Annotated in this window: 8 protein-coding genes; 4 read left to right on the forward strand and 4 right to left on the reverse strand. The window is 43.9% G+C overall.

Annotated elements, in window-relative coordinates; translation table 11 throughout:
- Positions 1–187: 187 nt before the first annotated feature.
- Positions 188–1282: a DUF481 domain-containing protein gene (locus tag NAF29_RS16300; RefSeq protein WP_251262693.1), complete on the reverse strand. Its 1095-nt coding sequence runs from the start codon at positions 1280–1282 to the stop codon at positions 188–190.
- 396 nt (positions 1283–1678) lie between these two features.
- On the opposite strand from NAF29_RS16300, the gene NAF29_RS16305 reads away from it, so the two are divergent.
- The 4 genes from NAF29_RS16305 (at position 1679) to NAF29_RS16320 (ending at position 6485) form a co-directional block, all read left to right on the forward strand.
- Positions 1679–2077 carry a PilZ domain-containing protein gene (locus NAF29_RS16305; protein WP_251262694.1) on the forward strand — a complete coding sequence of 133 codons (399 nt, stop codon included), beginning with the start codon at positions 1679–1681 and terminating at the stop codon, positions 2075–2077.
- A 154-nt stretch (positions 2078–2231) separates the two neighbouring features.
- Positions 2232–3575 carry a glycoside-pentoside-hexuronide (GPH):cation symporter gene (locus tag NAF29_RS16310; protein WP_251262695.1) on the forward strand — a complete coding sequence of 448 codons (1344 nt, stop codon included), beginning with the start codon at positions 2232–2234 and terminating at the stop codon, positions 3573–3575.
- Entirely contained in the window at positions 3572–5971 is a 2400-nt protein-coding gene (locus NAF29_RS16315; RefSeq protein WP_251262696.1) for a GH36-type glycosyl hydrolase domain-containing protein, read from the forward strand. Before NAF29_RS16310 ends, NAF29_RS16315 begins: the two co-directional genes overlap by 4 nt.
- 1 nt (position 5972) lies before the next feature.
- Entirely contained in the window at positions 5973–6485 is a 513-nt protein-coding gene (locus tag NAF29_RS16320) for a gluconokinase (protein ID WP_251262697.1), read from the forward strand.
- A gap of 47 nt (positions 6486–6532) precedes the next feature.
- Here the strand turns inward: NAF29_RS16320 and NAF29_RS16325 are convergent, their stop codons facing one another.
- The 3 genes from NAF29_RS16325 to manA form a co-directional block, all read right to left on the reverse strand.
- The gene (locus tag NAF29_RS16325; RefSeq protein WP_251262698.1) at positions 6533–7666 is read right to left on the reverse strand and encodes an endo-1,4-beta-xylanase; all 1134 of its coding nucleotides are present in this window, start codon (positions 7664–7666) and stop codon (positions 6533–6535) included.
- 219 nt (positions 7667–7885) lie between these two features.
- The gene (locus NAF29_RS18450; RefSeq protein ID WP_251262699.1) at positions 7886–12382 is read right to left on the reverse strand and encodes an EAL domain-containing protein; all 4497 of its coding nucleotides are present in this window, start codon (positions 12380–12382) and stop codon (positions 7886–7888) included.
- Between the two features lie 277 nt (positions 12383–12659).
- A complete protein-coding gene (manA, locus tag NAF29_RS16335; RefSeq protein ID WP_251262700.1) occupies positions 12660–13937 on the reverse strand; it encodes a mannose-6-phosphate isomerase, class I in 1278 nt (425 codons plus the stop codon).
- Positions 13938–13939 lie beyond the last annotated feature (2 nt).

Raw genomic sequence — 13939 nt, forward strand, 5'->3', positions numbered from 1 at the left:
TTTGACAGGCATCATAGGCTAGCCGTGATTCGGTGGCTAGGGCGTGTGAGCGTTCAAGTATGAGTTTTGTCGCAATACATACTACTTTATCCGCTAACCATTGAGGAGCCCCCAATTTCATGACCTCTGCTTTGCCTCATTGACCAACGAACGCTGTTAAAATCAAAACAGCAAAGACTAACGCGCTCTAGTAGTCCACCCCAACACCTACCACCATTCGATAGTCGTCAGAATCTGGTAGCTCGCCATCTTGATCGGGTTGCGGCTTGTCGATACGGTCCCAAACGAATGATAAATCTAAATCTAAGTATTTCGTTAATTCAGCGGATAACGTAGACACGAAGTGATGCGTATAGCGCCCTGATGCCTCATTGACAAAAGTAACGCTATAGCTGGTTTCCCAATCAAGGTCATCCGTTAGCTCGCGATCGTAATGGGTTGAAAACGTAAATGCAGGTGTATCTTCGCTATCCTGCTTACCTTCTTCGACGGAATTAAATTGCGTGGTTTGATAGCCGAGCGTGGCCGCAACGTCCCATTCAGTGACATCGTCATCAATAATCGTATAACCCGCACCAACACCATAAGTGGCTCGATAATCAATGTTTTGGAATTTGTCCTTGAAGATCTCGAGCTGAACAGGTCGAAAGAAGAAAGCGCGGGTTAAATATCGGTCATAGGTACCCGTCAAGCGATGGTTGTTGGCGCTTTGCTCGTCCTCTTTGGTGGATACATATCCGATGTAATCAAAAATACCGCGTGTATTGGCACTTCTTCTTTTGATATTTGCCGTAGCATTGTACTCGGCCTCGTCACTGTTACCTTGTTTGACTGTGTAACCAAACGATGCTTTGTAGCTCCATTGCGACAGTTTTTTACTGCCTCGAGGCGCCACCGACACGACCCTTCCGGATTGCACTGACACGTCACCTTTCGTTGTTCGAACAATGGTATTGTTGCCATCTTTGACCAGTTGCCCTACAAGTATTCCTTGAGATTCAGTGAATACACCAAATTTCCCTTTGCCGTATATCACCTTGATATCTTTCCATTTAAGCGATAAATCACCGAGTTTGTCGCTATCAAATTCAAGGCGCTCTTCGTACATACCGATAATATCGCCTTTGAGCCACTCTCCCGAGGTTAGCTGAACCCAACTCATATCGAGCTCACTCGGTGCTGGTGGCGTCCAAGATTCTTCTGCTTTCGCAGCAAAGTACATAGTCAATACCAGAAGGAAAGATAAAACGCGAATCGCTTTGTGTTTAATCGGAACAGTCATCAACACGCACCAAAAACAGAAATAGAGAGATGATATTTATGAGTTTAACTCTGAATGTTATTTTTTTTAGTAAAATAACTTGCAGTCAAGAATGCTGCTTATTTATCTAGGTTTATTAAGTTTAATATCACAGGATTAAACTTTTGCTGTCTATTATATAACTGTTTTTATTAAGTTTAATTTTAATTAAAAATGAAACATACACATGCTAACTTTCTCTTTTCAAACTTAGGCAGATTTCAATATTGTTTGCTACACTTGTCTCAGTTTTGTGACACACTCTTCATTCACTATATAGAGAACATTGAGTGTTAATAGCTTTGCGGCTAACTGAAACAAAGACATGGTTGTCGACAATGCCCAACTACCAGTCAGGGTTTTAATATGGAGATTAAAATGGAAAGCTTTACTTCTCAGGCAGTGGAGTCCAGAAGTTCAGATCGCGTATCCATTGCCAAAGGCGTGATCAAAGCAACCCTTCCCCCCCCAGCTGTTTGGAATTGGTTTACTGATATTTCTGAAGTTGCCATTCTGAATTTTTCTAAGTCGGGTTTAGGTATTGAGGCACCCAAGCCTTTAAGTGACCAAATAACCATTAGAATTAAAGATTTAAATGGCCATAGTCAGCTCGTTTCAGGTGCAGTCCGACACCGAAAACGCACCTTAACTGGCTATTATTACGGGGTTTCTTTTGATGCAATTACGCCTTCATTGTCGCGTCTAATTGAGGCATTAACCCCCCCAAAACGCCCTTCCTACACCTCTTCTCAAGTCGTTTTTCAAAAAGCGATTTAGTGAGCTAGCAAAGCCTCTATGCATAGGGGCTTTTTGGTCACGTTAATTGTTTTGAGATCTTCATCATTGAATGAAAACGTTTTCTAAGGTGAAATTGCAAGCGCTTTCATTGGTAATGGAACTCATTATCAGGGCAGTGATGGAGAGATAAGACATGGAATCACGCGATAGCCAATTAAGCCTTCGTGAAAAAATCAGTTATGCCGTTGGCGATACTGGCTTTAACTTCTTTTGGAAAAACATCGAAGTGTACTTGATGTTTTTTTATACCGATGTTTTCGGCATCTCAGCTGCTGCTGCTGGCACAATGTTTTTAGTCACTAAATTGATTGATGCGTTTACTGACCCCATGATGGGTATGCTTGCTGACCGAACCCAATCAAAGCTTGGACGTTTCCGCCCTTACCTGCTCTGGGGAGCTTTACCTTTGGCTGCTGCTGGTGTTTTGACCTATACAACTCCCAATCTTGGTGATGACGGCAAATTGATCTGGGCGTACTGTACCTATATTTTCATGATGCTGGCCTACACGTTTGTCAATATTCCATATTCTGCAATGCTGGGTGTGATCACTGGCAACACTCAACAACGAACTGTTTTAACGAGTTATCGATTTGTTGCTGCATTTACTGGCGGCATTGTTGTGACTTGGTGTACTCCTAAGCTCGTTGACTTGTTGGGCCAGGGAAACGAAAAACTTGGATGGCAGCTTGCAATGGCTTGTTATGGGGTGGCCGCTGCGGCTCTTTTCGTATGGAGCTTTTTAAATACTAAAGAAAGAGTTGTACAAGTAAAATCTACTAATAATACGCCACTGCAAGATCTCAAAGATTTACTGTCTAATCGTCCATGGTTGGTTTTATTCGCCCTAGGCTTGGTTGTGATTATGACGATCTCCTTGAGAAATGCTGCTTCTGCTTATTATTTTAAATATTACTTGAATCAAGCTGAACTCATGGGGGCATTTCTTACAGCGACCATGATTGCGTATGCCATTGGCGCTGCCGCAACTCCCATGCTTACGCGTCTGATGGATAAAAAGTCGTTATTCATTGTTTTGATGAGTTTGGTCGCTTTGCTCTCTGCGGCTATGTATTTTGTACCGCCTGATTCTGTCACTTTGGTGTTTGTATTCGGCGTCTTAATTTCGCTGGCTTTGGGGCCGAAATCTCCACTGGTATGGAGTATGTATGCTGACACGGCAGATTACTCAGAATGGAAAACGGGACGCCGAGCAACAGGGCTTGTGTTCTCTGCGGCCACATTTGCACTCAAGTTAGGCGGCGCTTTAGCGTCCGCAACCATTGGTTGGATGCTGGCATCTATGGGTTACGAAGCAAATCAAGTGCAAACCATCGAGGCCACCAACAGTATTGTGTTGCTTGTTACCGCAATCCCCGCATTTTTTGCTGCTGTGGCAGCTCTAATCGCCACGAGATACAGCCTGAGTAACACTCAGCTTGTTCACATTCAGAAGGAACTTGTCGCTCGCTCATGAATCATTCTTCTTCTAATTCTTCGTCTTCGTTGGTTGATTTTGATGCCAACGGTGCTGTATGCCGTTTGAAGTCGCCAACAGCAATGCCTCTGGCCAGCAGCTATTTGTGGAATAAACACATGATGATGCAAGTTAACTGCCGTGGCTACATCGTGTCTCGATTTATGCAGCCAGAACCGACCGCGTATTCTCATGCGCCAAACCTCGAAGCCAAAACGTTTATGCAGCCGGAGCAACCCTACTATGCCCATCACCCTGGTCGTTTCGTTTACATAAAAGATTTAGAACGCGACAAATTATGGTCTGTGCCATATGAACCTTGTCGTCATGAGGGGGCAGAATATTCAATGGAAAGCGAAGCCCATTGCATTACATGGCGCATCTCACTTGACGAAATTGAAGTGGTTTGGACGTTGTTTTTGGCCACAGATTTAGCCGCTGAATATTGGACGCTTCGTATCGTCAATCATTCCGATGGTAAACGAAAACTTTTGGTCACACCCTACTTCTCGGTAGGCTATATGTCATGGATGAATCAATCTGCCCATTTTGACGTACAGCTCAATAGCATTGTCTGTGAATCTGTGACGCCATACCAAAAGGTCTCTCAATACTTCGACAATAAAGAGTTATTAGACACTACATTTTTATGGGCAAGTCGAAAACCCGATGCTTGGCAAGTTCATCAGCATAACTTTGAGGGTGAAGGTGGCTTACATAACCCTTCAGCACTCTCCAAGCCCAAACTCGATTGTGATGATGCACGCTATGAAACTCCGGTTGCAATTATGCAATACAAAGTCACGCTGGAGCCGAAACAACAAACGGAGGACTATCGGTTTATATTTGGGCCGGCTAAAAGTAAGCGGCACATACAAACCTTAATTAAACATTTCCAAGCACCGGATCATTTCCAACATAGACTTTCAGATGCATTGGATTATCAGCAGCTAGCTGCCACAAATCACTTAAGTTGCCCAGATCCGCTAATGAGCAGTTTTGTCAATCATTGGTTGAGTCGACAGGTGCATTATCATGGTGATGTAAACCGCCTCACCACTGATCCTCAAACTCGAAACTTTTTACAAGACACCATGGGGCTTTGTTGGCTTAACGGCGCAAAAGCCCGTGATAATTTTGTGTTAGCTTTGTCTCAACAGCATTCAAGCGGCGCAATGCCAGATGGAATTTTGCTGAACGATACAGCCACACTGAAATATATCAACCAAGTGCCGCATACCGATCATTGTGTGTGGTTGCCACTTTGTTTGAAGCCCTACTTTACCGAGCATAATGACTTTGAATTTTTGAATCTTGAAATTCCATATTCAGACTCTGATCAATCAGTGACCGTGTTGGAACATGTATCTCGTGCTATGGATTGGCTTGTGGCGCAAACTGACCATCGACATTTAAGTTATATTGCGCAAGGCGATTGGTGTGACCCTATGAACATGGTCGGATATAAAGGTGTCGGGGTATCGTCGTGGCTAACCGTTGCCAGTGCCTACGCATGTGCAACTTGGGCAAATATCTGTTTACAGACAGGTCATACAGACCTGGCAGAGAAATATCGTGCCCATAGCGATGATTTTAACGCAGCTTTTAACACCCATTGCTGGACTGGTGATTGGTATCATCGAGGCATCAGCGATGACGGTATAGCATTCGGTACGCCAACCGATGGTGAAGGACGCATTTTCTTAAACCCCCAAACATTTGCGCTGCTTTCTGGTGCAAGCTGTGATGAAAAATCGGCAAAAATGTTAGAGGCCGTTTCCACTTATTTGGAAACACCATATGGTTTGCAAATGCTTGCGCCTGCTTATACTCGCATGCATGAGCACGTGGGGCGTGTGACGCAGAAGTTTCCGGGCAGCGCAGAAAATGGTTCGGTGTATAACCATGCTGCCGCCTTTTACATTTATGCCTTGTATCAAAAGAATGAAGCCGAATTAGCATTCAAGTATTTACGACAAATGATTCCCGCTTCAGCGCAAGAAGATCTCATACAGCGGGGACAGCTGCCACTGTACGTTCCAAATTACTATCGAGGCGCATATCAACAATTTCCTGATCGTGCGGGACGTTCAAGCCAGTTGTTTAACACTGGCACCGCTGCTTGGATGTATCGCATTGTAGTGGAATGTCTATTTGGGTTGGTGGGAACCCAAAGCGGCCTGCAGATAAGTCCAATGCTCCCTTCTCATTGGCAAGATGCTCAAATGGTTCGTAGCTTTAGGGGGGCGATACTAACCGTAAAGTACGAACGCCGTGAGCAAACTCAAGCCGTTGTGCTGCAATCATTAGATGCAAACATAGCGGGCAACACCGTGGTCAATATTTTACCCGATCATCACTATCATATTCACGTCTACTTAAAGAAGGAATCCTAAGTTGACTCATTGCATCATTATTATGGGCGTCAGTGGCAGCGGTAAAACATCGTTAGCGCAAAAGCTTGCGGCTCATATGAAGGTGGAATTTATCGAAGCCGATGATTTTCATCCTGCACAAAATGTTGCTCACATGAATTCTGGAAAAGCACTGACCGATGAGATGAGAATACCTTGGATTCATGCGCTCATTGATCGTGTGAGCGATCTTACCCAAAATCAGCAAGGTTTTGTAATGTCCTATTCCGGGCTTAGAAAATCACATAGAGATTTGTTTAAAGAACATTGCAAGGGCTGCAAGTTCATTATGTTGAACCTTGGGTTTGACGTCATTAAACAACGTTTAACTCAGCGCAAAAACCACTTCATGCCTACCTCATTACTTGAAAGCCAGTTTGAAGCACTTGATATGCCCACTGACAATGAACCCTATATTCAAGTCATCAATGGCGATGCATCAGTTGATGCCCTGCTCGCACAAACTTTCGATATGTTAAATCACTGGATTGAATAATAAGGGAGCACATTGTGCTCCCCTATTATAACTCGGTTAACGTGTTGTTACTGCTTCAGTTTCAAAACACTTTGGTAGGCAGCTTTAGGCTCGTTTTGGCGATCAAACAACAAAGGATAGTCAGAACGCCCTTTCATTGGCCAGTCATTTCGCCATGTCTGATTATCATTCACGCCCCAGAAGGTCACACGTGAAATTGTATCGTCATGACGTAACAACAGTTCGAAAATTTCTTGGTATGCGTCGGCGAGTTGTTGGTCCATTTGTGGAGATAACCCATTTTCGAATGGATTTAACGTTGCTTGCAGCTCAAGATCAATGGACACATCAGCACCTTGGCTTTCTGTGTCAGGAAACGGCAATACCGATATATCAAGCTCAGTGATCATCACTTTTACGCCAAGATCTCCAAATGCTTGAATTGATTTTTCCAACTCATTCAGATCCGGGTAACCAATACCGTAGTGGCCCTGTATGCCAACACCGTCAATACGAACTCCCTTTGCTTGCAACGACTTCACGATCTTAACCGCACCGGCACGCTTTTCAGGTTTAAACAGGTTGTAGTCGTTGTAGTAAAGTTCAGTATCAGGAGCTGCTTTTTGCGCCATTTCAAAGGCATAAACAATGTATTGATCACCAAGTATCTGATACCACTTGGACTCACGCCAAGTTCCGTCATCATTGAGCGACTCGTTGACGACATCCCAACCGTCAACTTGACCCGCATAACGACTTGCTACTTTATTGATGTGCGCTTCCATTCGTTTTAGGACAAGTTCTTTGCTCGCTGGATTACCGTGCTCATCTTCAAAAACCCAATCTGGAGTTTGGTGATGCCAAACCAAAGTGTGACCCACAAAAAACTGGTCGTAGTCCTCGCTAAACTGAGCAAGCGCATCAGCGCTTTCGAACGTAAATGTTCCTTCAGTTGGCTGGATGGCTTCCCATTTCATTTCATTTTCAGCTGTCACAGTGTTGAACTCACGCGCAACTACTTTAAGGCTTTTGGGTTCGTTTCCAAGAACTTGATTTTTACTCAGTGCTGCACCCATCATAAAGCTATCTTTATAGGCATCTTTCAGGGTTGGCTGGACGTTGCCCGTTTCTTGCTGAGAAACGCTGCATGATGCGAGGCCGAGCACAGCCACAGTTGAAATAATAGTTGCTTTGAATTGCATAAGCTTAAGTTCCGAGTGTAATTATTTTATGGGCGAGAATTTCAAAGGTACGCAATGAAATCACATCCTATCGCCCGCTCAAATAGAACGATACGACACTTATAGTCATATTGACAACTGCAATTCCCAGAACTAATGACAGTGCTCACAACTTATCATTAAAATTAAATTTGATAAGGCAAAATACCAAAATCTAAATATATGTTTGAAATTTAGCTGTTAGGAGCTTCGTAATATGCGTCCAATTTCTTCTGGGCTGGATTCGAGAAAGGTATTGAATTGAGCTGCATCTACGGGCTCACTGAACAGGTAGCCTTGATGAAGACGGCAACCCAAAGCCATTAGTATTTTGGCTTGATCGAGCGTTTCTATACCTTCCGCGATGCTGTCGATACCAAGTTGACGGCTTAACCTTAAAATTGTATCGATGATGGCGGTGGTTCTGCTGTCTTCGCCGACATGTTTGACAAAGCCCTTGTCAATTTTAATTCCATCCAATGGCAATTGGTGCACATACGATAATGAAGAGTACCCTGTACCAAAATCATCAAGAACAATACGGAGCCCCATCGATTGTAGGCGCTCCATAATAATACGAGCGGCATCAGAGTCTCTTAGCAATACCGATTCGGTCACTTCTAAAGAAATTGATTTGGCCGAAATTTTGTGGCGTTTCAAAGACGATTCAATGTCGTACAATAAAGAACTCTTTTCAAAATGTCGTGCTGATAGATTGACGCTGATGTACAAATCAGGAATAACATTTTGCCAGAGCTTTAAGTCAGCCAGAGCCCGATCCATTGCCCCGCGAGTCATTTCTTCAAGACAACCAATTTCTTCTGCTACATCTATAAAATCAGAAGGTGCTGCAATAACGCCATCGCGTTCCCAGCGCATTAGAACTTCAACCGCGACAAGTTTGCAAGCCATGACGTCGACAATGGGTTGGTAATAGTTAATAAAACAATCATTGGCCTGGGCTTCTTTAATTTGGTTCTCAAGCACCAATCGTCTTTGAGCGTGTTCCGTGAGTTCAGGCGTGTAGTACCGATAGCAGCTTCTGCCAGAATCTTTGGCGTGGTACATGGCAATATCGGCAGCTTTCAGTAACTCTGTGACATTTCTGGCATCGTCTGGGTAAACTGCGATGCCCACGCTTGGTGTCACTTGAACCGTTGCTATATCTAGATTGACGGGTTCTGAGATCGTATCAATTACTTTTGTTACGATCTTAGCAATCACGTCAACACTGGTCAGTGACTCAATAATAAGTACAAATTCGTCGCCTCCCAATCGGCCTACGGTGTCATATGGGCGCATCAAGTGTTGCAGTCGCTGACCAATTTCAATCAATAACTGGTCGCCTTTACTATGCCCGAGCGAGTCATTAATGGGTTTAAAGCGGTCTAAGTCGATAAAGCACAGCGCTATTTGGTGAGGCATTCTGTCGGCTATTTTGACCGCATGGTTTAGGCGGTCCATGAGTAGTGTACGGTTTGGCAGGCCTGTTAGGTGATCGAAGTTTGCCAGCTTTCTTAAGTTAGTTTCGGCTTCTTTCTGAACGGTTATATCGGTGAGTGTAACGACAAAAAATGGGGCTTTAGAGGCGTCAAATACTTGGCTTGCATTGATTAAGAAAGGCACCTTTCCTGTACGCGTTTGGAGTACGGTTTCTGACCGCCAAACACCGTCGACAAAAAGTTTTTTATTAATCTTTTCAGCTTTTATTTCAAAGCTCACAGCATGCGCAATCTCCGTTATCGATTGACCAACAATACACTCCAAGACCATATCGAACATTGTAAGGCACGCACCATTGGCGGTAATGACTCGGCTGTTGCCATCAAAAATTAACACCGCGTCTTTTGTTTGTTCAAAGACTTCGCCAAACACTTTGGCATTCTGCTCTTGTATATACAACTGAGTAACATTGCGATATGTTCCGGTAATGCGAGATACTGAACCGTCATCATTGACCTTGGAAGCAGTCGCTAAATCGCTAAACCATAAGTACTTTCCATCAAATCCCTGCATGCGGTACTGGCATTGAAAACGCGCGGCGCCGCCAGAAATAAATGATTCCCATTCAACAACGAATCCGTCTAAGTCATCCGGGTGAATTAAACCGCAATGCGTTTCAAAACGGACATGTAACCCACGGTTAGCGTAACCTAAAGCGTCACATAGCCGCTTTTGGTATATCTCATTGCTACTTGAGTCCCAGTCCCACACCTCACTATTGCTGCCTTTTAGAGCAAGTTGTAAACGCTCCTCATTCTTGAGCGCTTTGAAGTGCTCAGCTCTCAATTTATTCTGTGTTTTATAACGAAATCGAATCCAAACCCCAACCAGAACACATGTCAGAAACACATAAATTAAATAGGCTAAAGGTGAGCGCCAAGGCGCATGTGCTACAACAAATCTCAATTCACGCTCAGGGCTCATGTTGCCTGTAACTAAATCTATGGACGCTACTTTAAATGTATAATCTCCCGGATCTAGCGTTGAAAATGTCACATAGTTTTGTGTCATATTCGGGTAGTAAACGCTTTCAGGGCCCATCAAATTGACTATAAAAACCGTCGACTTATGTTTGTGAGATGCCATTGAAGAGAAATCGAATCGATATCCGATGTCGTCATGATTAAATGTCAGTGTGTGGCCGTCGTATATTCGAGTTTTGTCATCGAAATTACGAGATAACAAGCTCACTCCGGTGATATGAACATTTTGTTCTATATCGTCAGTTTTATTAAACAACCTAGGGTTGATTAAGGTCAGGCCATTGGTTGAACCAAACACCAACCTACCATCGGATAGACGTAAGGTAGCATGGGTATTGAATTCGTTAGCCGGCGTTCCATCTTCTACCGTGAAATTAGAGAACCGGCCGGTCGAGACGTCATAACGATAGATGCCAGAGTGGCTTGTAAACCATATGTGGTCTCCCAAAACATCGGACTCAGCGCCTACATAAAAGCTGGCGTCAATCTCCTGCCCTGCGCGAAGCTTGTTTCTAATTCGCCAGTCGTCCGTGTCGACCGCAACAACGCCGTAGTTGCCAAAAGTAAACCACATCAAACCATTTCGATCTAATGCATAGGCTGAGCTGGTATTGAGCTCATTTTGATAACGAGTTTCAAGTTCTAAAATGAGTTTAATTTGGTGAAGATCTAGATCGTAACGCCATATGCCTCGCGGTAAAGCAATAAAAATCTCATTGATGCCATCGCGTCCCGGAAGAATGGTGCCGCTCCAACTCGACTCAAGCTTATTACTGATCACTTCATTTTTTTGAACAATACCGAGCGAAGGAACAAATTGGTAGACCCCATCCTCCATTAACCACCAAAGGTTTCCTTGATGGTCGGAGGCTGCTCCCCAGATGGCTTTCTCGAATATCGATGTATTAGAATTGAGTTGAATGGGGACCAATTGATTACTCGCAGTATCAAAAGCTGATATGCCATAATCAGAAAACAAATAGAGAGTACCTTTATCGTCGCTGACCACATTAACGATATAGTTGTCTATGCCAGCATACTTACCTTCATTTTGAAGAAAAGCTTCAACCTTTCCCGTTTTTTGATCTACCTTATTTAAACCATTTTCTGTAGCCACCCACACAGATTCTCTATCTGCTGACTCAACCATGCCCCACACCATATTGTGGCTCAGCCCTTGGCGCGGTCCTATGTTTTGGAAAAGTTTTGAGTCTTGGTTCCAGTAAAAAGCACCGTTATAACGAGAACCAAGCCACAGGTTACCTCGAGAATCTTGAACCGCAGCGGTCACAGTGGAGTCATTTACGCCGTAAGGCATGTCACCATAGTCGAGTTGTACTTCAAAGCTTTTAGTGTGAGGCGAATACCAAACGAGTCCTTGTTCTGTCCCCAAGTAAAAATTATCACCATCGGGGGTTATGGTCCAAACGTTGGTCGTCGATAAGTGCTCTTCTATTTCGATATCAGGTACTTCGTCGCTCACAATGTCTTGAAAGCTATCTTTAGCGATTCGATAAAGCCCGAGTACCGCGCCTACCCAAACATCATCGTCTGTGACATAAATAGATTTGGTATTTTGGCTATCATGATAAATATCGCGACCGCTATGAAGGAGTTGGCGAGACTGTTGAGTTTGACGGTCATAGGCGTAAAACCCTGCCGATGTAGCAATGTATATAGATTGTTCATCATGGTTCAGAGCACGAACGAAATTTCCATCGGTGAATACATCGGGTAAGGCAAAAATCTCAGTTAGCGTTTGGGTCTCGATATTAAATTCGATAACCCTTTCTTCTAATCCTAAAAGAAGAGTGTTGTCTGACAGCCAATGAATCTCTTCAATAGAACTGGGGCCAAATTTCTCGGAAATGGTATGGAGTAGAATTTGTTGAACATCATCCGAATTGTTATTTATTCGAAACAGGCCGTTTGAATAAGTCGCTACCCATATGGACCCGTCAGAGTGAATTGCAACATCGTTAATGTAGGCGCTGCCTACTAGGTCATTGACACCACCTACTTTGGTGATGGTTTCGCCGTCATAGCGATTTAAGCCTACAGCAGTACCAATCCAAAGCATGCCATGGCGATCGATGATAAGGTTTTCTATACTTGCTTGCGACAAACCTTGCTCGGTTGAAACCTGTAATAAAGGTATCGCGTGGGCATACAAGCTAGATAGCAGCCCGATTATGGTGAAGAGCACTTTCACTCGGAAACCCCGTAAAACCAAAACTCCTCCCATTGAATACAGCCAACTCAACAATCAATTGTGTAGATAATACCTTAGACTAAGTTGGGTAAGCTTGCGTTGAAGACCTAAAGTGTTAAAAAATGACCAAACCATTGAGTGAAAACAAATGCATCAACAAATTATTTACAATTAAGCTACATTTTTCGTCAATTTAAGGGGGCATTGAATGAGCGCAGAACGGCTGGAAGGAACTAAAAACACCATCGCGACTTCTAACTGCGATGGACCTGACGCCTTAATAGTGGCTTAAATTTGTTTTACCAATAAATACCGTCCCCTTGCCTTGTAGCCAGAAATAATCCGAAGCTGCCGGCAGAACAAATGATTCACCCACACCAAATGTTTGCGGCTCACCGTCTATGGTTGATACCGTGACATTTCCTTCGGTGACAAAGCCAATCTCGAGGCCAAATACTGGATATCGATCACTGATTTCATCGGCGACTTCAAAGCGCTGTAACACAAAGTCTTCAATAGGCACTTTGAACTGAGAGCATCCTTTATATTGAGTTTGCTCCGGCTTGAGAACCTCAACTTGAAATTGATTAAAGTTTGCCACGCAAATCAGTTCATCACGATCCATATGTTTATGGGTTAAACCACAGCGCAACACGTTGTCAGAACATGCCATGATTTCGATGCCTGTTCCTCTTAAATATGCGTGCATGACGCCGGGTGGAAGATAGAGTGCTTCACCCGGATTCAAGTACACTAAATTTAGATAAATAGGTGCAAACACACCCACATCGTCTGGATTAATTTTTGCGAGCTTTATAAATTCGACAAACTCAGGGCACTTATTGGCTCTTGCGTTGACAACACTTTCTTTGATTAGCGCCCGCGCTTGTTGCTTTGTCATGTTGAGTAAAAACATAAAAAAGGCCATGAGCGGATTAATACGCTCTCGTTGATCTTCATTCAGTGCATACCAAGGTGCCATCATATCGATGCCAAGCTGAAGTAATAGTTTGGCGGCATCATATTGGGGTCTAAACCCAACCATTGCGGCAAATGGAGTGACTGCACAAATGAGTTCAGGCTTATGGTTGTCATCCCTATAATTACGATGTTTAGCACCAATGTCGATGCCCTGCGCATTTTCTCGAGCAAAGCCTTGTTCTGCTTGTTTTTTGTCAGGGTGAACCTGAATCGACAAAGGTTGTGCGGCTGAAAGCAACTTCATCAGATAAGGGACTTTCCCCCCAAATCGGTTAAAGCTTGCCAGCCCAATGGTTCCTTGAGGATCTGAGTTAACCCACTCATCTAGGCCCAGCGCCTCGCCGGTAGCAAACTCAACTTCGGACATTGCTTTAGGGTGAGCTCCCATCCAGAGCTCAGCTTGTGTTTCTAGGTTCGGATTTGGCACATTCAGCAAATGAGGCAATACATCAATGGTGCCCCATGAGTAATTTTGCATTCGCCAATGTAACATTTGTGCCGACACCAGGGTGTTCGCGAGTGGACTACCTTCGCCCAAACGCTCCGCTGCGGTTGAAGCAAAAAAGGGTGTCATGA

The organism is Echinimonas agarilytica, from assembly GCF_023703465.1.
GTDB lineage: Bacteria > Pseudomonadota > Gammaproteobacteria > Enterobacterales > Neiellaceae > Echinimonas > Echinimonas agarilytica.